This is a genomic window from Clostridium prolinivorans (assembly GCF_004011155.1).
Lineage (GTDB): Bacteria > Bacillota > Clostridia > Clostridiales > Clostridiaceae > Clostridium_AT > Clostridium_AT prolinivorans.
This window is the reverse complement of sequence record NZ_RJWG01000001.1, coordinates 448,852-473,981: the sequence shown is the minus strand read 5'-3', so window position 1 is coordinate 473,981 and position 25,130 is coordinate 448,852. Positions and strand designations below refer to the sequence as shown.

Genomic DNA, 25,130 nt, shown 5'->3' with positions numbered 1-25,130 from the left:
AAGTCTTATACTTATATATATAATAGTTTTGATTAAACTTTAATCTTTTGGATAAAATAAATATGGAGGTGGTTTTAAAATGCTAGAAAATATTATAGAAACTGATATTTTTGGAAGCAATATTGTTTATTTAAATATACCAGAAGAAGATTATTTTTTAAGTTATGAAGATGTAACTAAAGAGGCTGCAGAAGAGATAACAAAAACTTTTTTCTTAATGCGAGGAAGAGAAGGAATACCAGAAGTGAAAAACATAGAATTTATTGAACCTCTCCATAGTGTTAGAATTACTCTTGATGTTAAAAAACAGGAAGGCAGTTATAAAACAGGATATGCTGTTCCTACACATTTAGATATAACAAAAAATAATGAACCCTTATAAACCAATTGTTTTTTACGCTATATCATTATATATAGGCTGTATATCCTATGTACTTTTTAAAAATATTGCCTTGTTAGGTGCAGTTTTAGCTGCATCTTTTTTAATAATAATCTTCTTTACGATAAAAAAGAGTTTTTCTATACTTATAATAGCTTTTTTCTTATTAGGTTTTTTTAGCAATTTATTTTATTATAGTTTCAATTCCTTTGATAAAATTGAAACTATAAGAATAAAAGAATTAAAAGATTTTTATGCTATAGGTCAGTCAAATGGGAAAAAAATAGTATTAAAAGGAAATCTTAATGAAATTCTAGAAGGAGATAAAATATTAGCTTATGGTAAATTTGAAAAAAAATCAGATTTTAATAAAGGGTTAGTTGGAGAATTTTATATAGATAATTATAAAGTTTATAAAAAAGATATGATATATAATATTAATAATTTGAAAAGAAATATTTCTTACAAATTTACGAAGAATTTAGGGGAAGAAAATGCGGCTTTTATTATGTCAATTTGTTTTGGAGAAACTAAATATCTTTCAAACGTTCAAAGGGATAGTTTTAATAGACTTGGAATTATTCATGCTATAAGTGTATCTGGATTTCATATAGCTATAATATATAAAGTCGTGGAAGGAATTTTAGGTATAATACCTTCTATAGTAATTTCATTTGCCTATATGATTTTCACTGGTTCCCAACCAGCAACTATAAGGTCTTTCATTATGATTTTAATCCTTAAACTTTCTAAAAAAGTATATAAAAATTATGATGCTATTTCTTCATTAAGTTTGTCGGCGCTTATTATTTTAACAATAAATCCATATTATGCAGTAGATTTAGGATTTAATCTTTCCTATTTATCTACTTTAGGTATAATTTTATATTTTGATAAAATAAAAAGAACATTATACAAACTTCCTAAAAGTATAAATGAAAGTTTAAGCTTAACTTTGAGTGCCCAAGCATTTTCAATGCCTTATGCATCACTAACTTTAGGAAATATAAGCTTTGGTTTTATACCTGGTAATTTAATACTTTTACCAATTTACACTATAGTTGTTATATGTGGAAATATAGCTTTAATTTTTATAAACATAGATTTAGTATTTAATTTATTGTGTAAATTAATACATATCATTATAATAATATTAGATGGAGCACAGTATATTTTATTAAAAATATCTCCTAAAGTAAGTTATATGTCATATATAGATAGTATTGCTATATTTAGTATTATAGTATCTTTTATATTAGTTAAAAAAGGCAATGATAAGTTAAAATTTGTACCTATAATTGCTTTGTTTATAACATTAAGTCAATACTATAACTTTATACCTAAAATACAATTTGTAAGTATTAATAATATTAATAGTGTAATTATAAGTTATAAATTGGATAGGGTGCTTATATATGATCAGCAAAATTTTGATGAAGAAAGTTTAAAATCTATAAAAGAAAAATTTTATATAACAAAAACAATAAATACTTATAATAAAAATATTACATTAAAATTAAAGAAAGATTGTTATATAAAAATTTTTAATTCTAAAGACAATATAGAATTAGAGGTAATGTCTGATAATCTTAAAACTGTAATAACATATAATGATTCACAAATTATAAATAACAATAAAGACGTTTTTAAAATAATTAATTATCCTCAAAATAAATATTATTTAAATGGTAAAAAAATACAGATTTATACTTATAATATATTATTTAATCAAGTTTATATTAGTTATAATATTAATAATTGAAAGGAGTATTGGGATTTGCAGGATTATTTAGAACTTGAAAAAAATATAAAAAAAAATAATTTTGATAATTGTTATATTTTTTGCGGAACTGAAGAAGCTCTTATTAAAGAAACTATAGACATTATAGTTAATAAAAATGTACAAGAATCATTTAAAGAATTAAATTATGTACAATTTGATGGTTTAACTGCGGATGCTTTTAATATAGTAAATACATGCGAAACTATACCTTTTATTAGTGATAAAAAAGTAGTCGTTGTATATAGAGCCAATTTTTTAAAAGAAAATGAAGACCAAGAATCTAAAAAAAAATTAGAAATAATTACAAAGTATATAGAAAACCCAGCCAAGCATTGTATTTTAATAATGTATTATATTTTTGATGATGATAGAGAAAAGATAAGTGATAATTTAAAAAAAATAGATAAAAAAGCTTGTGTAGTTAAATTTAATAAACTTACTGGACAAAATCTTGAAAAAAAAGTAAAAAAAATATTTGAAGATAAAGGAAAGAATATAGGTAATTTTGAGTTAAAGCTTTTTTGTGAAAGTTTAGAAAATAATATGAATATAATTAAAAATGAAGTTGAAAAGTTATGTATGTATGCTTTTGAAAGAGATATAACTAAAGAGGATATATTAAAACTTTTACCTCCTAAAACAGATAATGATATTTTTAATTTAGTAGATAGCATATCTTCAAAAAAAATAGAAAAAGCATTAAATATTTTTAATGAACTTATATTTAAAGGAGAAAAAATTCCATATATTTTATATATGATAGAACGTCAATTTAATATTTTACTTCAGATAAAAATTGGAATAGAGAGTGGAAAAAATAGTGAAGTTTTAGCTAAAGAATTAAAATTAAATCCTTATATATGTAGTAAAATGATAGTCCAAAGCAAGAAATTCACTATAAAAGGATTAAAACAAGCTATTAATTTATGTTTAAAAACTGAACAAATTTTAAAAACTTCTTCATTAAATAGTAAAACAGAAATGGAACTTTTAATAATAAATACAAGTATATATTAAAAAATAAAAAACCGGTTGATTATACACCGGTTTATTTATTAAGCGTTTAATGCATTTAATTTTGCAGCAAGTCTTGATTTTTTTCTTGAAGCTTTATTTTTATGAATTACTCCTTTTGAAGCAGCCATATCTAAAGCCTTAGTAGCATTTATAAAAGCAAGCTTTGCTTCGTCAAAATTTCCGTTTGCAACAGCAGCTTCAAATTTTTTAATCATAGTCTTTAATGAAGATTTTATCATCTTATTTCTAAGTGTTTTAGTTTGTGTTACTTTTATTCTTTTTTGAGCTGACTTTATGTTTGCCATTTTTTATTCACCCCCTTATGATTTAATAGGGCCTCAGCAGTTTGGGGAAATCTGCGTACGAGTTTCTCTTATATAACAAAGGTATTATAGCATTTATTATAATATACTTCAAGTATTATTTATTAAAATAATGGTAAAACTAATAATAAAATTAAAGGTAAAGAGGTGAAATGTCCTATTTAGAGGACGATAATTTAATGAGAGATGTTAGAACTGATTTAGCTATAGAAGCAAAGGAAATATATCAAAATGAAAATGGAGGTGAAATACCAGGAGTAGAAGTTTATGAAGAAAATGATGAAGATATAAAAATTACTAAAGTAAAAATAATAAACGAAGAAGGAGAAAAGGCTATGGGCAAGCCCATAGGCACATATATAACCATTGATATTCCAGAAGTTACACATTATGATAGCGATACTATGGATGAAGTTAGTAAAGTACTTGCTAAATCATTGATTCCAATGATTAAATTAGATAAAAGTATGACAGCGTTAGTAGTGGGACTTGGAAATTCTAATATTACTCCAGATGCATTAGGTCCTAAAGTTATATCTAGATTAATGATAACAAGGCATTTAAAAGAATTAGTCCCCAATAATATTGATGAAGAAATAAGACCTGTATGTGCTTTGTCTCCTGGAGTTTTAGGAACTACTGGAATAGAAACTAGTGAAATAATAAAAGGGGTAGTTGAAAAAATAAAACCTAATATAATTATATGTATAGATGCTCTTGCCTCTAGAAAGATGGAAAGAGTAAATAGGACTGTACAAATTGGAAATAGTGGAATATCTCCAGGATCAGGAGTAGGAAATAAAAGAATGGAAATAAGTGAAAGGACTTTGGGTATTCCAGTTATAGCAATTGGAGTTCCTACAGTGGTAGATGCAGCAACTATGGCAAATGATACTATAGATTTAGCAATAGACGAAATGATAAATCAAGCTCCTAAAGAAGGAAAATTTTATAATATGCTTAAATCAATAGATAAAGATGAAAAACATAAAATGATAGAAGAAATTTTATATCCTTATGTTGGAAATCTTATGGTTACACCTAAAGAAGTGGACTTAGTTATAGATTCTCTTTCTAAAGTAATAGCAAATGGAATAAACATAGCATTGCAGCCAGCTTTAGGATTAGATGATATAAATAGGTATATAAATTAATTTATAAAATTTAATTATAATTGAATAGAAATTTATAAAAAAGTACATCCTTTATATTAAGGAGGTACTTTTCATGTTTAAAAAAATTAAATATTTTACTGTCAGTTTATTTTGTGTATCAGTAATTTTTTATGGATTTATAAAAATAAGCAATGAACTTCCAGACTTCATTAAAGATAGATCTAATATTAAAATTACATATAATAAAAATCCTTTTGATTTAAAACTTGATATAGGAAATTATATTATATATATAAATAAAGAAGTTTTTTATAATATTAAAAATAAAATAACAAATTAACAATAATTATTATATTGACACATTCCTTAATTATTATGATATAATTTATTTTGATTTATTTACATAATGGGGGTAAAAGTTATGGCTACAGACAGACAAAAACATATAAGAAATTTTTCGATAATTGCCCATATAGATCACGGAAAATCTACTCTTGCAGATAGATTAATTGAAAAAACAGGAACTTTAACCCAACGAGAAATGGAAGAGCAAGTACTTGATAATATGGAACTTGAGAGAGAAAGAGGAATTACAATAAAAGCTCAAGCTGCAAGACTTGTTTATAGAAGAGAAAATGGAGAAGAATACATATTAAATCTTATAGATACTCCAGGACATGTAGATTTTAATTATGAAGTATCTAGAAGCCTTGCAGCTTGCGAGGGTGCTGTATTAGTTGTAGATGCTACTCAAGGTATACAAGCTCAAACTTTAGCTAACACTTATCTTGCAATAGATCATAATCTTGAAATTGTACCTGTAATAAATAAAATAGATCTTGCAAGTGCAAGACCAGACGAAGTTAAAAAAGAAATAGAAGATGTAATTGGTATTGAAGCAGAAAATGCACCTCTTATTTCTGCAAAATCTGGATTAAACATAGATAAAGTTTTAGAAGCAATAGTTGAGAATATTCCTGCACCAGAAGGTGACGAAGAAGCTCCTTTAAGAGCACTTATATTCGATTCTTATTATGATAGTTATAAAGGAGTTATATGTCATATAAGAATTAAAGAAGGAAAGATAAAAGTTGGGACTAAGATTAAACTAATGGCTACAAATAAAATATATGATGTTACAGAAATCGGAGTATTTGTACCTCAAATGAAACCTATAGATGAGCTTCGTGCAGGAGATGTAGGTTATTTAACAGCTTCAATTAAGGTTGTTAAAGATGCGAGAGTTGGAGATACTATAACAGAAGCAGATAGACCAGCTAAAGAACCACTTGAAGGTTATAGGCCTGCTGTACCTATGGTTTTTAGCGGAATATATCCAGTAGATGGAGCTGATTATGAAGAACTTAAAGAAGCACTTGAAAAACTTCAATTAAATGATGCTGCTTTAAGCTTTGAACCAGAAACATCAATAGCATTAGGCTTTGGATTTAGATGTGGTTTTTTAGGACTTCTTCATATGGAAGTTATTCAAGAAAGAATAGAAAGAGAATTTAATATAAATATTATAACTACTGCTCCTTCTGTTATTTATAAAATAACTAAAACAGATGGAAGTACAATAGAACTTACAAATCCAACTAATATGCCAGAACCTTCTAAGATAGAATACATGGAAGAACCTATTGTAAAAGCATCTATAATTACTCCTACTGATTATGTTGGAGCTGTTATGGAACTATGCCAAAATAGGAGAGGTATATTTAAAGATATGCAATATATTGAAGCAACAAGGGCAGTACTTAATTATGATATTCCTTTAAATGAAATAATATATGATTTTTTTGATGTGTTAAAATCTAGAACAAGAGGATATGCTTCATTGGATTACGAATTAAAAGGCTATGCTAAAAGTAAACTTGTAAAATTAGATATATTATTAAATGGCGATGTAGTAGATGCTCTCTCTATGATTGTACCGGAAGAAAGAGCCTATAGTAGAGGAAGAGGTATAGCTGAAAAATTAAAAGAAATAATTCCAAGACAACAGTTTGAAATACCAATTCAAGCCGCAGTAGGTGGTAAGATAATAGCTAGAGAAACTGTGAAAGCACTTAGAAAAGATGTACTTGCAAAATGTTATGGAGGAGATATAACTAGGAAAAAGAAACTCCTAGAAAAACAAAAAGAAGGTAAAAAGAGAATGAGACAAATAGGTACAGTAGAAGTACCTCAAGAAGCTTTTATGTCAATTTTAAAAATAGATTAAAAGGGGAAAATATTTATGAATAATGGAATATCATTATATATACATATTCCGTTTTGTAGACAAAAGTGCTTATATTGTGATTTCCCATCATTTTCAGGTAAAGAAAATTTTATGTATGAATATATTTTGGCTTTATGTAAGGAGATAAATTTTAAAGTAAATAAAAAAGTTAACACAATTTTTATAGGTGGGGGAACTCCCACCTATTTAACATTAGAGTGTTTAAATATTTTAAAAAATTCTATCGATAATTTAGATAAAGATGAAAATTTTGAATTTACAGTTGAAGGTAACCCAGATAGTTTCAGTAAAGAAAAGCTTGAATTTTTTAAAAGCATGGGAGTAAATAGATTAAGCATAGGGCTTCAAGCATGGCAAAATAGTTTGTTAAAAAAAATAGGAAGAATACATAACAGAGAACAGTTTATAAATACTTATAATGAAGCAAGGAAAATAGGTTTTAATAATATTAATGTTGATTTAATGATGGGACTTCCAAATCAAAGTTTAAATGACCTTAAAGAAACTCTTAATGAAGTTATAAAATTAAATCCAGAACATATATCTTGTTATAGCTTAATAGTTGAAGAAGGAACTGTTTTTTATGATATGGATAGAAAAGGAAAATTAAACCTTCCTGATGAAGATGACGTAGTAGCAATGTATGATTTTTGTGTAAATTTTTTAAAAGATAATGGATATTTACAATATGAAATATCTAATTTTTCAAAAAAAAATTTAGAATGCAAGCATAATTTAACATATTGGAACCTAAAAGATTATATAGGATGTGGATCTGGAGCGCATTCATATATAGAAGGATTAAGGTATAAAAATTATGATGATATAGAAAAATATATAAATATGATAAATAAAAATAAAAATGCAGTAATAGAAGAATATAAAAATACTATAGAAGATGAAATGGAAGAATTTATGTTTTTAGGTCTTAGAAAAATAGAAGGAATATCCATAAAAGACTTTAAAAATAGATTTAAAATAGATATTTACGATATATATAAAGATGTTATAGAAAAATTTGTAAAAAGAAATTTGTTAATAAAAAATAAAGATCGTATATATCTTTCTTATGAAGGAGTTAAATTATCAAATCAAGTTATGTGTGAATTTATATTAAATTAAAATAAAGTGAAAAGATAAGAAAATAGGAGGAATATTAACTTAAATACATATTTTATTAAATTATAATTTATTTTTGTGTTTAATAATAAATTGACAAAACAATTATAGAGTGATATTTTTTAATCATGGCAATTAGCACTCACCAATACTGAGTGCTAACAAAATATATGTTCAGAACTTTTAAATAAATTAGGAGGAAAATATGGAAATGGATGAAAGAAAAATAAAAATACTTCAGGCTATAATTAATGATTATATTAATACTGCTGAGCCTGTTGGATCCAGAACCATAGCAAAAAAGTATAATTTAGGGATAAGTTCTGCAACTATAAGAAATGAGATGGCTGATTTAGAAGAAATGGGATATCTTGAACATCTTCATACTTCTTCTGGAAGAAAGCCTTCAAATAAAGGTTATAGATTATATGTAGATAAGTTAATGAAACTTACTTCATTATCTTTAGAAGAAGAAATTTTAATAAAAAATCAAATATTAAATGCAGCTCTTTACGAAGTTGATAAAATTATTAAGCAAGCTACTCAATTATTATCAGAACTTACTAAATTAACATGCATCGTGAAAACTCCGTCTGCTAAAAAAAGTTATTTAAAATCTATTCAACTTGTAAAAGTTGATAATAATGCAGTTTTAGCAGTAATAATTACAGATACAGGTTTGATTAAGAATACTATAATTAGAATAAAAAAACCAATTGATAATGGTATACTTATTAAATTAAGCAACATTTTAAATAATAAATTAAAAAATCTTACTATTGAAGAAATAAATTTATCTGTAATTAACAGTATAAAAATAGATTTGGCTAATCATGAAGAAATATTTGATGCTATCATACCAGCACTTTATGAAAGCTTAAATGAAGCAGAGAACTCTGAGGTTTATTTAGAAGGTACAACAAATATATTTAATTATCCAGAGTATAATAATATAGAAAAAGCTAGAGAATTTTTACACTTAATAGATAATAAAGAACTCATTCAAAGTCTTTTAAATACTAATAGTTCTATATCTATAAGTATAGGAGAAGAAAATTATGTTGAAAGTGCAAAAGATTGTGCCGTTATTTCAGGAGTTTATAGATTAGGAGATAGACCTTTAGGAGTTATAGGAGTTATAGGACCTACTAGAATTCCTTATGCAAAAGTAGTTACTGTTCTTACTAAAATAGTAAAAGAAGTAAATGATGCATTGAGCAAAAAGTATTTAGATAATAAATAGTTTCTTGATAAAAATAATTATTTTATTTAATTATATTTTATAATGTAAAAACTACGAAAGGAAGAAGTGAGTAATGGAAAAAGAAAATAAAAATGAAACTGCTTTTGAAGAAATTAAAGAAGATAATATTTTTGATAAAGCTAAAGAAAATGAAATTTCTGATGAGGCAGAGATATTAGAAGATAAGGAGTTTGAATGTATAGAAGAAAATAAAGAGAATTCATTAGAAGCTATGGTTAAAGAATTAAAAGATTCAAATAAAAAATTACAAGATGAAAATACTAAATTAAATAATGAAATTGAGGCTCTAAAAGAAAAAATATTAAGAATTACAGCTGAATATGATAATTACAGAAAAAGAACTAATAAGGAAAAAGAGTCTATATATACAGAAGCGTGTGAAGATGTTCTAAAAAATATATTCCCAGTTTTAGATAATTTAGAAAGGGCTGCTACTGTAGAAGGAAGTGTTGAAGATATAAAAAAAGGAATTGACATGGTTATTAAGCAATTTAAGGATAGTTTAGATAAACTTAATGTAGAAGAAATATCTACAGATGGAAAATTTGATCCTAATTTTCATAATGCAGTTATGCATATTGAAGATGAAAATTATGGAGAAAAAGAAATTGTTGAGGTATTTCAAAAAGGATATATTAGAGGAAATAAGGTTTTAAGATATAGTATGGTTAAAGTTGCAAATTAGAAACAGAAATATATTCAATTTAAAATTTGAAAGAATATTTAATTAAAGGAGGATTTTAATATGGGAAAAGTAATAGGAATCGATTTAGGTACAACTAATTCATGTGTAGCAGTTATGGAAGGAGGAGAACCAGTAGTTATTCCTAACTCAGAAGGAGGAAGAACTACACCATCTGTAGTATCATTTCAAGCAAATGGAGAAAGACTTGTAGGTCAAATTGCAAAAAGACAAGCAATAACTAATCCAGACAGAACTATAATATCAATAAAAAGACATATGGGAACAAGCTATAAGGTAAATATAGATGGTAAAGAATATACTCCACAAGAAATCTCAGCTATGATACTAATGAAAATTAAGGCTGATGCAGAAGCTTATCTTGGAGAAAAGGTTACTCAAGCTGTTATTACTGTTCCAGCATATTTTAATGATAGTCAAAGACAAGCAACAAAGGATGCTGGAAAAATTGCAGGACTTGAAGTTTTAAGAATTATAAATGAACCAACAGCCGCATCACTTGCTTATGGTCTTGATAAACAAGATGAAAGTCATAAAATACTTGTATATGATTTAGGTGGAGGTACATTTGATGTATCTATACTAGAACTTGGAGATGGAGTATTTGAAGTTAAGTCTACAAATGGTAATACTAAGCTTGGTGGAGATGATTTTGACCAAAGAATTATAGATTATATAGCTGATACATTTAAAAAAGAAAATGGAATAGATTTAAGAAATGATAAAATGGCTCTTCAAAGATTAAAAGAAGCAGCTGAGAAGGCAAAAATCGAATTATCATCTTCATTACAAACAAATATAAATCTTCCATTTATAACAGCTGATGCTACAGGTCCAAAGCACATAGATATGAATTTAACCAGAGCTAAATTTAATGAATTAACTCATGATTTAGTAGAGGCTACTATTGAGCCAATGAGAAAAGCACTCCAAGATGCTGGACTTTCAATAAATGAAATAGATAGAGTAATATTAGTTGGTGGTTCTACTAGAATACCAGCTGTACAAGAAGCAGTTAAGAATTTTACAGGTAAAGAACCATCAAAAGGTGTTAATCCTGATGAATGTGTTGCTGTTGGAGCAGCAATTCAGGCAGGTGTTTTAACTGGAGATGTTAAAGATGTACTTCTTCTTGATGTAACTCCATTGACACTTGGAATAGAAACATTAGGTGGAATAGCTACTCCTTTAATTCCAAGAAATACAACAATACCAACAAGAAAAAGTCAAATATTCTCAACTGCTGCAGACGGTCAAACATCTGTTGAGATACATGTAGTTCAAGGTGAAAGACAGATGGCTGCAGATAATAAGTCTCTTGGAAGATTTACTTTATCAGGAATTGCACCAGCACCAAGAGGAGTCCCACAAATTGAAGTTACTTTTGATATAGATGCTAATGGTATAGTAAATGTTTCTGCAAAAGATAAGGGTACAGGAAAAGAAGCTAATATTACAATTACTGCTTCAACAAATTTAAGTGATGATGAAATTGAAAAAGCTGTAAAAGAAGCAGAAAGATATGCAGAAGAAGATAGAAAGAGAAAAGAAACTATTGAAGTAAAAAATAATGCAGATCAGATGGTATATCAAGCAGAAAAAACTCTAAAAGATTTAGGAGACAAAGTTTCTGCAGAAGATAAAGCTAAAATAGAAGAAAAAATTAAAGCTGTAAATGCAGTTAAAGATGGAAATGATTTAGAGGCTATAAAAAAAGCAACAGAAGAATTAACACAAGAATTTTATGCTGTATCTGCTAAAATATATCAAGCTAATGGTGGAGCAGAAGGAGCAGGCTTTGATCCAAATAATATGGGTGGAGCTAATGCTGGAACTCAAGCACCTAAAGATGATAATGTAGTTGATGCAGATTTTAAAGTAGAAGATGACAAATAATAAATAATATGTATAATATATAAGGGATGGGTAACATAGCCCCTCCCTTAATTTAAGTTTAAATTGTTTATAATTTATAGTTTATTAAATGGCAGGTGGTGGAAACGGGATGGCGAAAAAGGATTATTACGAGATTCTTGGACTTCAAAAAGGTGCAAGTGATGATGAAATTAAAAAGGCATTTAGAAAGCTAGCAATTAAATATCATCCTGATAAGAATAGAGGAAATAAAGAGGCTGAAGAAAAATTTAAAGAAATAAATGAAGCATATCAAGTTTTATCAGATCCTGATAAAAGAGCTAAATATGATCAATTTGGTACTGCTGATTTTAATGGAAGTGGATTTGAAGGCGGTTTTGGTGGATTTGACTTTTCTGATATAGGTGGTTTTGGAGATATATTTGAAAGCTTTTTTGGTGGTGGATTTGGTTCTTCAAGAAGGAAAAACGGACCTGAAAGAGGGGCTGATATAGAATATACTTTAAATCTAACTTTTGAAGAAGCTGTATTTGGAGCAGAAAAAGAAATAGCTATAAATAGATATGAAAGATGTGAAACTTGCGGAGGAAGCGGTGCAAAGCCTGGGACATCTCCTAAAACATGTGATAAATGCGGAGGTACAGGACAAATTAGAGTTCAAAGAAATACTCCACTAGGAAGTTTTGTAAGTGTTAATACATGTGATAAATGTGCAGGTAAAGGAACAATTATTACTGAACCATGTAGTAATTGTAGAGGAACTGGTAAAGAAAGAAAACATAGAAAAATTAAAATTAATGTACCTGCCGGTGTAGATAATGGTAATGTAATACCGCTTAGAGGACATGGAGAACATGGTGCAAATGGAGGACCTCCAGGAGATTTATATGTTAATATAAGAGTGGCTTCTCATCCTATATTTAAAAGAAAAGGCTTTGATATATATATAGATAGTCATATAAGTTTTGCTAAGGCTGCTTTGGGATGTGAATTAAAGGTTCCAACTGTTGATGGTGAAGTAAAATATGATGTTCCAGCCGGAACTCAACCTGGAACAATATTTAGACTAAGGGGCAAAGGTGTTCCTAGGTTAAATAGTTCAGGTAGGGGAGATCAATATGTTAATATAATTGTAGATATTCCAAAGAGCTTAAATGAAAGACAAAGAGAAGCTTTAAAAGCATTTATGGAAGCTAGCGGCGAAGAATATGAAGATAATAAAAAATCTTTTATGGATATTTTAAAAGGTAAAAAGAAATAAGTTTAAAGCTCCGCTAAAATTAAATTATGCGGAGTTTTATTTTATATCATTTTTATATAAAATAGTTTATAATAATTTTAATTTGGTATAATAAAATAATGTATTTTATAAAAAATATTTATGTACATATTTTCAATATATGAACTTTAAGTTATTATGATTTATATATTAACATTTAATAAATTGAAAATTTTATTTTTAAGTTTTGAAGGGATTGATAAATATGAATGGAAAATGGATAGAAATAAAAATTGTAACAACTAGTGAAGCTGTAGAACCTGTATCAGGTATATTTTATGGATTAGACGTTAAAGGTGTTGCAATAGAAGATCCCAAAGATATTCTAGATAGAGACCAAGGTCCTTTAAGCTGGGATTTTGCGGATGTAAATATATTTGAATATGGTAAAGAAGCAGCAGTAGTAAAAGGATATTTTAGTTTAGAGGAAAATATAAATGAAATTGAAAAATATATAAATGAAAAATTAAGTGAACTTAGAGATATGAACATAAATGTAGGTGAAGGGAAAATAATTACAAAGGAAGTAAAAGAAGAAGATTGGGCAAACAATTGGAAAAAATATTATAAGCCTACAAAAATAGGAAATAAAATTGTTATAAAACCTATTTGGGAAGAATATAAAAAAGAAAAGGACGAAATTATAGTAGAAATGGATCCAGGAATGGCTTTTGGCACAGGAACACATGAAACAACTAAAATGTGTATAGAAGCTTTAGAAAAATATATAACAAAAGATGTAACAGTTTATGATATTGGTACAGGTTCTGGCATACTTGCTATAACTTCTGCAAAACTTGGAGCTCAAAAGGTAGTAGGAGTAGATTTGGATCCTGTAGCTGTTGATTCAGCAAAATCAAATGTTAAATTTAATAATTTAAATAATGTAGAAATATTGCAAGGGAATCTTATGGAAGTTGTAGAAGGAAAAGCAGAAATAGTTGTAGCAAATATAATAGCAGAAGTCATAATTTTTCTTTCAGATGAAGTAAAAAAATTTTTAAAGCCTAATGGATATTTTATATCTTCAGGAATAATAAAAGAAAGAAAAGATGATGTAGTTAATAAGCTTAAGAGTATTGGATTTAAGATTGTTGAAATTAATACCCTTGGAGAATGGGTATGTATAGTTGCTACTATATAAATAAGGAGAAATTTATATGCATAAGTTTTTCATAAGTAAAGATAAAATAATAGGGAAAACAGCTTTTATTGAAGGTGAAGATGTAAAACATATATATAAAGTTTTAAGACTAAAGACAGGAGAAAAAGTAAATATAAATAATTGCGAAGGTGTGGAATACTTAGGAGAGATTATTGAAATAAATAAGAAACAAGTAGTTGTTAAATTAATAGAAGAACTTTTTATAAATAATGAAAGTCCTGTAAATATATATTTATATCAAGGTCTTCCTAAATCAAGTAAAATGGACTTAATTGTACAAAAAAGTACAGAACTTGGAGTCAAAGAAATTACCCCTATTATAACTGAAAGGGTTGTAGTAAAAAATGAAATAAATGAATTTAAAAAAGCAGATAGATGGAATAGGATAGCACTAGAAGCATGCAAACAAAGTAAAAGAAGTTTAATACCTTTAATTAATACTCCTATTGAATTTGAAGAGCTTATAAATCAATTAAAAAATATGGATTTAATTATAGTTCCGTATGAAAATGAAAATAATTTTGGAATAAAAGACGTTGTTTTTAAAACAAATAAAAATATAAAAGATATAGCAGTAATAATAGGTCCTGAAGGTGGTTTTGAGAATTTTGAGATAGAAAGATTTAAAAATTTAGGAGCATATATAGTAACTTTAGGACCAAGAATTTTAAGAACTGAAACTGCAGGTTTTGTTTGTATATCTTTACTTATGTATGAGTTTGGAGATATAGGAGGATTTGGAGGAAAAAATTAATGAAAGTTGCAATTACTACTTTAGGATGTAGAGTAAATCAATATGAATCAGAAGCTATGATAGAAAAATTTTTAAAGGAAGGTTACGATGTAGTTTCCTTTGAAGATTTTGCAGATGTATATGTAATAAATACTTGTACAGTAACAAATATGGGAGATAAAAAATCTAGACAGATGATAAATAGAGCTAGAAGACATAATCCCGATTCTATTATTGCTGTTGTTGGATGCTATTCTCAAATAGCTCCTAATGATGTAGCAAAAATAGAAGGTGTTGATGTTGTTTTAGGTACGAGAAATAAAGGAGATATTGTATATTGGGTTAATAGAGCTAAAGATGAGAAAAAACAAATAATTAAAGTAAATGATGTTATGAAAAATAAAACATTTGAGGAGCTTAAGATAGAAGAATATCAAAATAAAACCAGAGCTTTTTTAAAAATTCAAGATGGATGCAATAGATTTTGTTCTTATTGCTTAATACCTTATGCAAGAGGAGCTGTATGTAGTAAAGATCCTAAAAAAGTTTTAGAAGAAGTTAAGGAACTTGCAAATAATGGATTTAAAGAAATAATTTTATCAGGTATACATACAGCTTCTTATGGAATAGATTTAAAAGAAAATATTACTTTGTTAGATTTACTTGAACAAATTGATAATATAGAAGGTATAGAAAGAGTCAGGATAGGTTCAATAGATCCAACTTTCTTTAGTGAAGGAGTAATTAAGAGAATAATTAATATAAAAAAATTGTGTCCTCATTTTCATTTATCACTTCAAAGTGGTTGCAATGAAACTTTAAAAAGAATGAATAGACATTATACAACTGAAGAATATAAAGAAGTGGTAGATAATTTAAGGACCTTTATAAAAGATGTATCTATAACTACTGATGTAATTGTAGGTTTTCCAGGTGAAACAGAAGAAGAATTTAATACAACTTATAAGTTTTTAAAAGATATAAAGTTATCTAAGATGCATGTATTTAAATTTAGTCCAAGGATAGGGACAAGAGCAGCAACTATGAAAGAGCAAATACCTAATGAAATAAAAGATGAAAGAAGTAATAAACTTATATTATTAAATAATAATTTAGAAAAAGAATTTATGAATAAATTTTTAGGAAGAAAAATGGAAGTGCTTTATGAACAGCACTATAGTAAAAAAGAAAATTTTTTTGAAGGATATACGACAAATTATATAAAGGTAATAACTAAATCTGACGATAATAATATTAAAGGAAAAATTATTGAAACAACGCTTATAGATGTAAATGAAGAATTTATAGAAGGAAAAATTTAAAATTTTAAGGGAGGTGAGATTATGGATAATTGCATATTTTGTAATATTGTTGAAGGGAAAATACCTTCTGATAAAGTATATGAGGACGATAAAGTATTTTGCTTTAAGGATATAAATCCAGAGGCACCAATCCATTTAATAATAATACCTAAAAAGCATATATCAAGTATTAATGATATAAAAAATACTGATGAAGAACTTATAGGACATATATTCTTTATAGCAAAAAAAATTGCAAAAGAATTAAATATTGACGAAAATGGATATAGAATTGTAACTAATTGCGGTAAAGATGCTGGGCAAACTGTTCCTCATGTACATTTTCATCTTTTAGGAGGAAGAAGTCTTAATTGGCCTCCAGGTTAATTGGAATGAAATTCTTGACAGTTTGTAAATGTATATTGTATAATTAAATATGTGCTATTTAGCCCATAGATGCTGCATTTAATTTTTGTTATTGATTAATTGTGCTAGCGGAGGGAGGGATAAGATATGTCAGAAATAAAAGTTGGAGAAAACGAGTCATTAGACAGTGCGTTAAGAAGATTTAAGAGAAAATGTGCTAGGGCTGGAGTTCTTTCAGAAGTAAGAAAAAGAGAACATTATGAAAAGCCAAGTGTTAAAAGAAAGAAAAAGTCTGAGGCTGCAAGAAAAAGAAAATTTAAATAGAATTCTTTTGAAAGAAGGTACTATAGATGTCTCTTAAAGAAAGACTGCAAGAAGATTGGAAGCAAGCTTTAAAATCAAAAGATAAATTTAAAGCCAATACTATAAGTATGGCAAAAGCAGCTGTGCTGCAAGCAGAAAAAATTGACGGCATAGAGCTTGATGATGAACAAGTTATCGAAGTTTTAGCTAAAGAAATTAAGCAAAGACGTGAAGCTGTGCTGGAATTTGAAAAAGGGAATAGGCAAGATCTTATAGATAAAGCAAATGCTGAAATTGAGATTTTGTTAAGTTACCTTCCTCAGCAGTTAACTGAAGAAGAAATATTAGTTATGATTCAAGAGGCAGCTGTTGAAGTTGGTGCAAATAGCATTAAAGATATGGGTAAAGTTATGAAAGTATTAACTCCTAAAATTAAAGGAAGAGCCGATGGAAAGCTTGTTAGTCAAATGGTAAGAGAGCATTTAAATAAATAAAATATTTTTAAAGATAATATAAAAGGTTCAGCTTTGAACCTTTTTTTATTTTACTTACTTTTATTTATATAGGAATTAAATTGCTTGCTGTTTCATAAATTTAGTATGAAAGTATTATCTAGAGGTGTAAGGTGTGGAAAGCAGGCTAAATAAGACAAAGGAAACAATAGCTCAAAAACTTGATTTACCTAGAGATGTAATTTTAAATGTACCAAAGATAGCTATAACAGGTGATAATGAAATAACAATAGAAAATCATAAAGGTGTAGTTCTTTTTGAAGAAAAAGAAATTAAAATTAATTCAAATGTAGGTTTAATTACAATATATGGGAATGGATTTGAGATATTATTTATGGGTGGAAATACTTTAACTTTAAGTGGTAAATTTAAATCAGTAGTTTATGAGGGTCATGAATAATAAGTTAAAAAAATATAAAAGAGGAATAATAACAATAGAAATTCAGTCCCATATTCCGGAAAAATTTATAAATTTACTTTGGAGAAATGGAGTTCAAATAAAAAATATACGTAAGAAAAGTATTACCAATATGTCTATGGATATAAATTTAAAAGATTTTCAACTTATAGATGATATTGCTAAAAAAACAAAAACTAAAATAAAAATATTAAACAGAAGAGGAACTTCATTTTTATTTATAAAATTAAGGAAAAGAATTGCTTTAGTTTTTGGATTTTTTTTATTTTTTTCATTAATATATTTTCTTTCAACTTTTATTTGGAAAATTGATATACAAACTGAAAATAATTTATCACCATATGAAATTAGACAAAAACTTATTTCTTATGGCATATACCCTGGAATAAGAAAAGATAAAATTGATGTTTATAATATTCAAAAAAAATTTATAAATGATAGTGATAATATAATGTATTTTAAAGCTAGGATAGAGGGATCAAGACTTATAGTTAATGCAGTTGAAAAAACACCACCACCAAATGTCATTTTAGAAGAAGATCCTTGTGATTTAGTTGCTAAAAAAGATGGAGAAATTCTTTGGATTTATACTACTTCAGGAACTTCCGTAGTAAAAAGTGGAGATATTGTTAAGGCTGGACAAATTCTTGTAAAAGGACAACAAGGAAGAGAAGGAAATACATATGAAGTACACGCAAAAGGAGAAGTAATTGCAAGAACTTTTTACGAAAAGTCAAAAGAAATATCTATGAAAGGAACTAAAAAAGAGAAAACAGGAAAAGAAATTAATAATTTATATATAGAATTTTTAGGAAAAAAGATTTATTTAAAAAATACTTTAAATAAATTTAAAACTTATGATAAAATAATAGAAAATAAAGGTTTTATTAAAAAAGAAATTTTTTATGAAACTAATGAAGTAAATTTTTCTTTAATACCTGAAGAAGTAATCAAATCAACAGCTGATGAACTATATTCACAGATTATTGAAAGTTTAGATAAGTCTATAAAAGTAGTTAGCAGTGAAACATTTAAAGAACAAGTTGGAGATAATTATAAAATTCGTGTTTTAGTTGTTGCAGAAGAAAATATAGCTTATCCTCAAAAATTAAGCAACAATTAAAAATTATCCTTTGAAAAATTATAATAATAGACTTTTACACTATAATTTAAGTAATAATAAACTAAAGGTGGGATTAGTGTGGGAACACTAAATTTAAAAAAATTTTTAAATAATAATAAATTGAAGCATATATTGGTATATTTATGTACATTTTTTATTTTATATTTTATTTTAATTACTGCTTTAATAACAAAAACATATGATATTAAAAAGGGAGATATTGCAAAAACAACTATTAAAGCACAAAGGGATATTAAAGATGAAATTAGCACTAAAGCTAGGATAGAAGAGGCTATAAGGCTTGTTCCACCTCAGTATACTATAAATCCAGAAATAAAAGATAATGCTTTAAATAGTATAAACATTCTATTTTCTAAGGCTTTGATGTTAAAAGATTCAGATAAAGGAGAAAATGAAAAAATTAAGGAATTATCTGAGTCATCTAGTATAGAATTATTTGATGATGAGTTTAAAGTATTAATAGGAATGAATAAAGATGAATTAAAAAATCTACAAAATTTTTTGAATTCAATTATATCAAAAATATACGATTTTGGTATACAATATAATCCAGAACTTAGTACTGAGGTAAATAATGAAAATATAAAAAGAGCTCAAGATATGGTACAATTAGAGTTTAACAATTCAAAATTTTCAAAACCTATAAGAGATTTAGGTACAACTATTGGAATTAAACTTATAAAACCTAATTCTTTTTATGATAAAGAAAAAACAGAAGAAATGAAAAATGAAGCTATAAATAAAACTCCACCGGTTATGGTTAAAAAGGATCAAGTTATAGTTATGGAAGGTGAAGTTGTAACAGAAGAAAAATATGCACTTCTTCAAAGTTTAGGGCTTTTAAATACAAACAATAAATCTGAATGGTATATTTATATAAGTTTAGGAATTATAATAGCATTAACATTATTTATACAAAATTATTATTTATATAAATATGAAAATGATATTTATAAAGATTATACTAAAATTTTACTAATTAACATTATAAGCTGTACTTCTGTATTGTTAGCTAGAGTGTTTAGTATGGTTTCTTCTTTTTTAATACCTTTAGTTTTTGCACCGATGATTATGACACTTTTATTAAATCATAAAACATCACTTTCTATAAATATATTAAACATTATATTTATAAGCACGGCTGTTAATTTTGAAGCTGATATTATAGTAATAGCTGTATTAAATGTAATAGTTGGAGCTCTTTTTATTCAAAAATTACAACAAAGAAATGATGTTTTATATTCTTGTATATATATAGCTGTTATAAATATATTAGGGACTTTATCAATAGGATTTTTGTTAAGTAATAATGTTTTAGATGTGCTTTTAAAAGCAGCATATTCTTTTTTAGGAAGCTGCTTATCAGGAATACTTGTTATAGGACTTCTTCCTTTCTTTGAAAGTACTTTTGACATTGTTACGACAATTAAATTATTAGAATTATCTAATCCTAATAATCCACTTTTAAAGAAGCTTTTAATGGAAGCTCCTGGTACTTACCATCATAGTGTTTTAGTTGCTAATTTGGCTGAAGCAGGTGCAGAAGTTGCAGGAGGTAATCCTGTTTTAGCTAGAGTATCTTCGTATTATCATGATATAGGGAAAATAAAAAGACCTTATTTTTTTAAGGAAAACCAAATTGGAGCTGATAATCCTCATAATAAAATTGCTCCGAATCTTAGCTCTTTAATAATTATATCTCATGTAAAAGATGGTTTAGAACTTTCAAAGGAATATAAAATACCAAAGGTAATACAGGATATAATAGAACAACATCATGGAACATCATTAGTTAAATATTTTTATATTACAGCTAAAAATTCTGCTGAAAATCCAGAAGAAATTTTAGAAGAAAATTTTAAATATCCTGGACCTATACCTCTTTCTAAAGAGGCAGGAATAGTTATGCTAGCTGATAGTGTAGAAGCAGCAGTAAGATCTATAAGTGAACCTGACAAATATAAAATAGAGGAAATGGTAAACAATATATTTAAAAGCAAATTTGAAGAAAAACAGTTGGAGGGATGTGATTTAACTTTAAAAGATTTAAACTTAATTAAGAAAACTTTTATAAAAACACTTTTAGGAATTTATCATCAAAGAATAGAATATCCAGTAGAGAATAATAAAGTAGATAATAATAAAGAAACTAATAGATAATAAAGGTGATAAAAATGATATATATTGATAACAGACAAAATAAAATTGAGTTAAATGATGAAATTATAAATATACTTAATCAAATAGTAGATTACACTTTAAAAGAAGAAAAATTAGATATTGATTATGAAGTTAGTATAATATTTATTGATAATGAAAAAATAAAAGAATTAAATAATGAATATAGAAATATTAATAAAGAAACAGATGTTTTATCTTTTCCTATGATAGAATATCCAGATGGAATGGTTTATAAAGATATATATACAAATTATAAATTTGATGATAGTTTTTATGATGAAGGTAGATTAGTTATTGGAGATATTGCAATTTCACTTGAAAAAGCAAAAGCTCAAAGTGAAGAGTACGGTCATTCTTTATTAAGGGAAGTATGCTATTTAACAGTACATTCTATTTTACATTTATTAGGATATGATCATATGGAAGAAAAAGAAAAAATTATTATGAGAGAAAGAGAAGAAGAAATATTAAAAAAATTTAATATTAATAGAAGTATGCAATAATAATTGAACATAAAAAGGAGTTTCTATATGAAAATAAGAAAACTTATAGATAGTTTTAATTATGCTATAGATGGAATTATACATGCAGTAAGAACACAAAGAAATATGAGAATTCACATGATTGCAGCACTTATAATATTGACTGCATGTTTTTTTTATGATTTAAGTAAAACAGAAATTTTAATTGTAACTATTACAATAACTATGGTTATTGCATCAGAAATGTTCAATACAGCTATAGAATGTACTATAGATGTAGCTGCTAATTATTATCATCCTTTAGCTAAAATAGCAAAAAATACTGCGGCAGGAGCAGTACTTATTACAGCAATAAATGCTGTTGCAGTAGGATATATATTATTTTGGGATAAATTAAGCACAGTTACTTTAGGGGTAATGAAAAAAGTTAAGCAATCAGATCCATATATAACATTTAGTATTTTGGTAATAGTTTGTATACTTACTTTAATAGTTAAAGCAATATTTGGAGAAGGTACTCCTCTTAGGGGAGGAATGCCAAGTGGACATAGTGCAATTGCATTTTGTATTGCAACTACAATTGCTTTAATAGTAGATGATAAGCCTTTGGCTGTTTTTTTAAGTTATCTTTTAGCTGTTATAGTAGCTCAAAGCAGAGTAGACTCTCATATACATTCTATTTTTGAAGTTTTAGTTGGTGCTATATTTGGTACTTTAATAACAATATTACTTTTTAATATTTTTGGATAAATATTTGTATAAATAAATTTAAAATATTAAAAAATAATGGTATGATTATTACATAAAAGTAGTTTCATTACAAAAAAATTTAAAATAATAAAAAGCTTAAGAAAATTTAAGGAGTGCATATAAATAATGTTTAAATCAGGATTCGTAACAATTATTGGAAGACCAAATGTTGGTAAATCTACATTGCTTAATCATATAATGGGAGAAAAACTTTCTATAGTATCTAATAAGCCTCAAACTACTAGGAATAATATACAAGCTATTCTTACAGAGGAAAATTTTCAAATTGTATTTGTAGATACTCCAGGTATCCATAAGCCAAGACATAAGCTTGGGGAATATATGGTAAAGATAGCAGAGGAAAGTATAAATGAAGTAGATGAAGTGCTTTTTTTAACTACACCTGAAGTTGAAATAGGAAGAGGAGATAAATACATACTTGAACAATTAAAAAAGTTTAATAAACCTATATTTTTAGTTTTAAATAAAATTGATGAAAATACTAAGGAAAGAGTAGCAAAAACTATAAAAAATTATTCGGAATATTTTAATTTTACAGAAGTTATACCTATATCTGCAATTAAAGGTACAAATACTGACACACTTTTAAATTTAATGGTTAATTATCTTCCTGAAGGACCTAAATATTATCCAGATGATATGATAACTGATGTCCATGAAAGATTTATAATTTCAGAAATAATAAGAGAAAAAGCATTAAGATTTTTATCTCAAGAAATACCTCATGGAATAGCAGTGGAAATAATTACAATGAAAAAGAATGAAAAAAATATATACAATATTGAAGCTACAATATTATGTGAAAAAGATTCCCATAAAGGAATTATAATTGGCAAAGGAGGAGAAATGTTAAAAAAAATTTCAACTTATGCTAGAATAGATGCAGAAAAATTTTTAGGAGAAAAAGTATTTTTAAAGCTTTGGGTAAAAGTAAAAAAAGAATGGAGAGATAATTCTTCTATCCTACGAGAATTAGGATATAAATAACAACTAAAAATTACATAATACGATTTATTAGATAATTGAAATAATTTATACTATATGGATATAATATATTTAGGAGATGATGTTCTGTCAATTTTTAAAAGTAAAGCAATAGTTATTAAAACTTTAGATTTTAAAGAATCCGATAAAATTATATGGTTATTTACTGAAAAATTAGGTAAAATTTCAGTTATCGCTAAAGGAGCTAAAAAAAGTAAAAGTAAATTTTTATCTTTAAGTTTGCCATTTTGTTATGGGGATTTTGTGTTATTTAAAGGTAAAAATTTATATACATTAAATGAAGGAGAAATTATAGATTCATTTCAAATATTGCTAAAAGACTTATATAGCTTAACTTATGCATCTTATTTATGTGAATTAATAGATATAGCAATGGTTGAAGAAGAGAGTAATAGGGAACTTTTTAAAGATTTTATAACTGTATTTTATTTAATGGAAAATAAAGCAGTTGATTATGATCTTCTTATGAGAGCTTTTGAATTAAAACTAATATCATATTCTGGATATAATTTAAATTTAGACAATTGTGTTATTTGCAAAGAACACATAAAAAAAAGTAATTTTATAGACTTAAAATTTTTAGGTGGAGTTTGTGAAAAATGCAATAAGGATAATGGATTCTTTATTAGCTATTCTACGTATAATTTATTAAGATATTTATCAAAAGCATCTTTAGCTAATATATATAAACTTATTTTAACTAAAGAGAATAAAGACGAACTATACAAATTGTTATCAATTATAATTGAAGATATATTTGGTAAAAAACCTAATAGTTTAGAAACTTTTAAAATATTAAAAGGAGATGATTAAAATGGTCGAAATTACATTAGAAAAAATAGATGTAGTTAGAGAAAGAACAGGCGTAAGTTATGCTAAGGCAAAGGAAGCTTTAGAAGCTTCTGAAGGAAATGTAGTTGATGCTATTATTTATATTGAAGAAAATAAAAAAAGTGCAATGGATAGTATTTACACAACTAAAGATGAATTCTTAGCTTGGATAAAAGATATTATAAAAAAGGGAAATATAACAAGAATAAAAGTAAAAAAAGATGGTAAAATCTTGGTTGATGTACCTGTAAATGCTGGGATTGCGGTAGGAATAGTTGCATATGCAGTATGGGCACCTCTTATAGCAATAGGAGTTATAGGAGCAGTAGTTACTAACTTAACTATAGAATTAACTAAAGAAGATGGATCAGTAGAAATAATTAATAAAATAATAAAATCTACAGTTGAAGATGTAAAAGAAAAAGTTAACGACTTAGCTTCAGATGTAAAAGATAAATTTAATAATAAAAGAAATGAAGATTCAAAAGATGAAACAGTATATACTTATACAGTGAAATTTAATGAAGACAAGGACATATAATTTTAAAGCCAGCAATTATTGCTGGCTTTAAAATTATTTAAAATACTTTAATATATTTATAATAAAATTTTTATTGAAATCTTATTCAAAGTTAGGTAAAATATAAAAAGTATTATAAAAAATATATAACTTAGTAATAATAAATTATTATGATAAAAAGAGTTATAAAAAGAAAAATATATTTTAAAAGGAATATTTTATTAAAATAAAGTAAAAATAACTAAAGTAGTATGTAAATTTTTTCATTAAAGTGTTATAATATCGTTGTACTA

The 25,130-nt window shown here is 26.2% G+C and carries 26 protein-coding genes; 25 read left to right on the top strand and 1 reads right to left on the bottom strand.

The annotated features are described in order from the left end of the window. Nucleotides 1-79: 79 nt before the first annotated feature. The 3 genes from EGD97_RS02320 to holA are packed head-to-tail and all read left to right on the top strand — an operon-like array spanning nucleotide 80 to nucleotide 3,179. Entirely contained in the window at nucleotides 80-382 is a 303-nt protein-coding gene (locus EGD97_RS02320; RefSeq protein ID WP_078681472.1) for a hypothetical protein, read from the top strand. After that, nucleotides 369-2,141: a ComEC/Rec2 family competence protein gene (locus tag EGD97_RS02315; RefSeq protein ID WP_127836413.1), complete on the top strand. Its 1,773-nt coding sequence runs from the start codon at nucleotides 369-371 to the stop codon at nucleotides 2,139-2,141. Before EGD97_RS02320 ends, EGD97_RS02315 begins: the two co-directional genes overlap by 14 nt. A gap of 15 nt (nucleotides 2,142-2,156) precedes the next feature. Next, nucleotides 2,157-3,179 carry a DNA polymerase III subunit delta gene (holA, locus tag EGD97_RS02310; protein ID WP_127836412.1) on the top strand — a complete coding sequence of 341 codons (1,023 nt, stop codon included), beginning with the start codon at nucleotides 2,157-2,159 and terminating at the stop codon, nucleotides 3,177-3,179. A 38-nt stretch (nucleotides 3,180-3,217) separates the two neighbouring features. Here holA and rpsT read toward each other — a convergent pair whose 3' ends face one another. Further along, the gene (gene rpsT, locus EGD97_RS02305; protein WP_078681475.1) at nucleotides 3,218-3,484 is read right to left on the bottom strand and encodes a 30S ribosomal protein S20; all 267 of its coding nucleotides are present in this window, start codon (nucleotides 3,482-3,484) and stop codon (nucleotides 3,218-3,220) included. Nucleotides 3,485-3,681: 197 nt separating this feature from the next. On the opposite strand from rpsT, the gene gpr reads away from it, so the two are divergent. The 22 genes from gpr (at nucleotide 3,682) to EGD97_RS02195 (ending at nucleotide 24,858) form a co-directional block, all read left to right on the top strand. Next, entirely contained in the window at nucleotides 3,682-4,656 is a 975-nt protein-coding gene (gpr, locus tag EGD97_RS02300) for a GPR endopeptidase (protein WP_078681476.1), read from the top strand. A gap of 73 nt (nucleotides 4,657-4,729) precedes the next feature. Next, nucleotides 4,730-4,957 (top strand): hypothetical protein, encoded by a 228-nt coding sequence (locus EGD97_RS02295; RefSeq protein WP_127836411.1) that lies wholly within the window; start codon nucleotides 4,730-4,732, stop codon nucleotides 4,955-4,957. Nucleotides 4,958-5,038: 81 nt separating this feature from the next. Beyond that, nucleotides 5,039-6,844 (top strand): translation elongation factor 4, encoded by a 1,806-nt coding sequence (lepA, locus tag EGD97_RS02290; protein WP_127836410.1) that lies wholly within the window; start codon nucleotides 5,039-5,041, stop codon nucleotides 6,842-6,844. A 15-nt stretch (nucleotides 6,845-6,859) separates the two neighbouring features. After that, the gene (gene hemW / locus EGD97_RS02285; RefSeq protein WP_127836409.1) at nucleotides 6,860-7,987 is read left to right on the top strand and encodes a radical SAM family heme chaperone HemW; all 1,128 of its coding nucleotides are present in this window, start codon (nucleotides 6,860-6,862) and stop codon (nucleotides 7,985-7,987) included. Between the two features lie 202 nt (nucleotides 7,988-8,189). Next, the gene (gene hrcA / locus EGD97_RS02280) at nucleotides 8,190-9,227 is read left to right on the top strand and encodes a heat-inducible transcriptional repressor HrcA (RefSeq protein ID WP_078681480.1); all 1,038 of its coding nucleotides are present in this window, start codon (nucleotides 8,190-8,192) and stop codon (nucleotides 9,225-9,227) included. A gap of 73 nt (nucleotides 9,228-9,300) precedes the next feature. After that, entirely contained in the window at nucleotides 9,301-9,933 is a 633-nt protein-coding gene (gene grpE / locus EGD97_RS02275; protein ID WP_127836408.1) for a nucleotide exchange factor GrpE, read from the top strand. Nucleotides 9,934-9,993: 60 nt separating this feature from the next. Next, nucleotides 9,994-11,847, top strand: coding sequence for a molecular chaperone DnaK (gene dnaK / locus EGD97_RS02270; RefSeq protein WP_078681482.1), 1,854 nt, complete (start codon nucleotides 9,994-9,996; stop codon nucleotides 11,845-11,847). 109 nt (nucleotides 11,848-11,956) lie between these two features. Then, nucleotides 11,957-13,087, top strand: coding sequence for a molecular chaperone DnaJ (gene dnaJ, locus EGD97_RS02265; protein ID WP_078681483.1), 1,131 nt, complete (start codon nucleotides 11,957-11,959; stop codon nucleotides 13,085-13,087). 223 nt (nucleotides 13,088-13,310) lie between these two features. Then, nucleotides 13,311-14,249, top strand: a complete 939-nt coding sequence (gene prmA / locus EGD97_RS02260) for a 50S ribosomal protein L11 methyltransferase (RefSeq protein WP_078681484.1) — start codon at nucleotides 13,311-13,313, stop codon at nucleotides 14,247-14,249. A 16-nt stretch (nucleotides 14,250-14,265) separates the two neighbouring features. Continuing rightward, nucleotides 14,266-15,024 carry a 16S rRNA (uracil(1498)-N(3))-methyltransferase gene (locus tag EGD97_RS02255; RefSeq protein ID WP_078681485.1) on the top strand — a complete coding sequence of 253 codons (759 nt, stop codon included), beginning with the start codon at nucleotides 14,266-14,268 and terminating at the stop codon, nucleotides 15,022-15,024. After that, a complete protein-coding gene (gene mtaB, locus EGD97_RS02250) occupies nucleotides 15,024-16,325 on the top strand; it encodes a tRNA (N(6)-L-threonylcarbamoyladenosine(37)-C(2))-methylthiotransferase MtaB (protein WP_078681486.1) in 1,302 nt (433 codons plus the stop codon). Before EGD97_RS02255 ends, mtaB begins: the two co-directional genes overlap by 1 nt. Before the next feature lie 21 nt (nucleotides 16,326-16,346). Beyond that, nucleotides 16,347-16,691: a histidine triad nucleotide-binding protein gene (locus EGD97_RS02245; RefSeq protein ID WP_078681487.1), complete on the top strand. Its 345-nt coding sequence runs from the start codon at nucleotides 16,347-16,349 to the stop codon at nucleotides 16,689-16,691. A gap of 126 nt (nucleotides 16,692-16,817) precedes the next feature. Continuing rightward, on the top strand, nucleotides 16,818-16,994 hold the full coding sequence (gene rpsU / locus EGD97_RS02240) for a 30S ribosomal protein S21 (RefSeq protein ID WP_078681488.1): 177 nt from the start codon (nucleotides 16,818-16,820) through the stop codon (nucleotides 16,992-16,994). 26 nt (nucleotides 16,995-17,020) lie between these two features. Beyond that, a complete protein-coding gene (locus tag EGD97_RS02235; RefSeq protein ID WP_078681489.1) occupies nucleotides 17,021-17,467 on the top strand; it encodes a GatB/YqeY domain-containing protein in 447 nt (148 codons plus the stop codon). Nucleotides 17,468-17,600: 133 nt separating this feature from the next. Further along, the gene (gene yqfC / locus EGD97_RS02230; RefSeq protein ID WP_078681490.1) at nucleotides 17,601-17,885 is read left to right on the top strand and encodes a sporulation protein YqfC; all 285 of its coding nucleotides are present in this window, start codon (nucleotides 17,601-17,603) and stop codon (nucleotides 17,883-17,885) included. Then, nucleotides 17,878-19,026 carry a sporulation protein YqfD gene (gene yqfD / locus EGD97_RS02225; RefSeq protein WP_228201959.1) on the top strand — a complete coding sequence of 383 codons (1,149 nt, stop codon included), beginning with the start codon at nucleotides 17,878-17,880 and terminating at the stop codon, nucleotides 19,024-19,026. Before yqfC ends, yqfD begins: the two co-directional genes overlap by 8 nt. A 78-nt stretch (nucleotides 19,027-19,104) precedes the next feature. Further along, entirely contained in the window at nucleotides 19,105-21,207 is a 2,103-nt protein-coding gene (locus EGD97_RS02220) for an HD family phosphohydrolase (protein ID WP_127836407.1), read from the top strand. 14 nt (nucleotides 21,208-21,221) lie between these two features. Next, the gene (gene ybeY / locus EGD97_RS02215) at nucleotides 21,222-21,731 is read left to right on the top strand and encodes an rRNA maturation RNase YbeY (RefSeq protein ID WP_078681493.1); all 510 of its coding nucleotides are present in this window, start codon (nucleotides 21,222-21,224) and stop codon (nucleotides 21,729-21,731) included. Nucleotides 21,732-21,758: 27 nt separating this feature from the next. Further along, nucleotides 21,759-22,460 carry a diacylglycerol kinase gene (locus EGD97_RS02210; protein WP_078681494.1) on the top strand — a complete coding sequence of 234 codons (702 nt, stop codon included), beginning with the start codon at nucleotides 21,759-21,761 and terminating at the stop codon, nucleotides 22,458-22,460. Between the two features lie 126 nt (nucleotides 22,461-22,586). Further along, a complete protein-coding gene (era, locus tag EGD97_RS02205) occupies nucleotides 22,587-23,468 on the top strand; it encodes a GTPase Era (protein ID WP_078681495.1) in 882 nt (293 codons plus the stop codon). A 54-nt stretch (nucleotides 23,469-23,522) separates the two neighbouring features. After that, nucleotides 23,523-24,299: a DNA repair protein RecO gene (recO, locus tag EGD97_RS02200; RefSeq protein ID WP_078681496.1), complete on the top strand. Its 777-nt coding sequence runs from the start codon at nucleotides 23,523-23,525 to the stop codon at nucleotides 24,297-24,299. A gap of 1 nt (nucleotide 24,300) precedes the next feature. Beyond that, a complete protein-coding gene (locus tag EGD97_RS02195; protein WP_078681497.1) occupies nucleotides 24,301-24,858 on the top strand; it encodes a DUF4342 domain-containing protein in 558 nt (185 codons plus the stop codon). Nucleotides 24,859-25,130 lie beyond the last annotated feature (272 nt).

Bases quoted from the DNA above. Each gene is read 5' to 3' on its own strand.
- EGD97_RS02320 (WP_078681472.1), top strand. From the start codon at position 80: ATGCTAGAAAATATTATAGAAACTGATATTTTTGGAAGCAATATTGTT.
- EGD97_RS02315 (WP_127836413.1), top strand. From the start codon at position 369: ATGAACCCTTATAAACCAATTGTTTTTTACGCTATATCATTATATATA.
- rpsT (WP_078681475.1), bottom strand. From the start codon at position 3,484: ATGGCAAACATAAAGTCAGCTCAAAAAAGAATAAAAGTAACACAAACT.
- gpr (WP_078681476.1), top strand. From the start codon at position 3,682: ATGAGAGATGTTAGAACTGATTTAGCTATAGAAGCAAAGGAAATATAT.
- EGD97_RS02295 (WP_127836411.1), top strand. From the start codon at position 4,730: ATGTTTAAAAAAATTAAATATTTTACTGTCAGTTTATTTTGTGTATCA.
- lepA (WP_127836410.1), top strand. From the start codon at position 5,039: ATGGCTACAGACAGACAAAAACATATAAGAAATTTTTCGATAATTGCC.
- hemW (WP_127836409.1), top strand. From the start codon at position 6,860: ATGAATAATGGAATATCATTATATATACATATTCCGTTTTGTAGACAA.
- hrcA (WP_078681480.1), top strand. From the start codon at position 8,190: ATGGAAATGGATGAAAGAAAAATAAAAATACTTCAGGCTATAATTAAT.
- grpE (WP_127836408.1), top strand. From the start codon at position 9,301: ATGGAAAAAGAAAATAAAAATGAAACTGCTTTTGAAGAAATTAAAGAA.
- dnaK (WP_078681482.1), top strand. From the start codon at position 9,994: ATGGGAAAAGTAATAGGAATCGATTTAGGTACAACTAATTCATGTGTA.
- dnaJ (WP_078681483.1), top strand. From the start codon at position 11,957: ATGGCGAAAAAGGATTATTACGAGATTCTTGGACTTCAAAAAGGTGCA.
- prmA (WP_078681484.1), top strand. From the start codon at position 13,311: ATGAATGGAAAATGGATAGAAATAAAAATTGTAACAACTAGTGAAGCT.
- EGD97_RS02255 (WP_078681485.1), top strand. From the start codon at position 14,266: ATGCATAAGTTTTTCATAAGTAAAGATAAAATAATAGGGAAAACAGCT.
- mtaB (WP_078681486.1), top strand. From the start codon at position 15,024: ATGAAAGTTGCAATTACTACTTTAGGATGTAGAGTAAATCAATATGAA.
- EGD97_RS02245 (WP_078681487.1), top strand. From the start codon at position 16,347: ATGGATAATTGCATATTTTGTAATATTGTTGAAGGGAAAATACCTTCT.
- rpsU (WP_078681488.1), top strand. From the start codon at position 16,818: ATGTCAGAAATAAAAGTTGGAGAAAACGAGTCATTAGACAGTGCGTTA.
- EGD97_RS02235 (WP_078681489.1), top strand. From the start codon at position 17,021: ATGTCTCTTAAAGAAAGACTGCAAGAAGATTGGAAGCAAGCTTTAAAA.
- yqfD (WP_228201959.1), top strand. From the start codon at position 17,878: ATGAATAATAAGTTAAAAAAATATAAAAGAGGAATAATAACAATAGAA.
- ybeY (WP_078681493.1), top strand. From the start codon at position 21,222: ATGATATATATTGATAACAGACAAAATAAAATTGAGTTAAATGATGAA.
- EGD97_RS02210 (WP_078681494.1), top strand. From the start codon at position 21,759: ATGAAAATAAGAAAACTTATAGATAGTTTTAATTATGCTATAGATGGA.
- era (WP_078681495.1), top strand. From the start codon at position 22,587: ATGTTTAAATCAGGATTCGTAACAATTATTGGAAGACCAAATGTTGGT.
- recO (WP_078681496.1), top strand. From the start codon at position 23,523: ATGGATATAATATATTTAGGAGATGATGTTCTGTCAATTTTTAAAAGT.
- EGD97_RS02195 (WP_078681497.1), top strand. From the start codon at position 24,301: ATGGTCGAAATTACATTAGAAAAAATAGATGTAGTTAGAGAAAGAACA.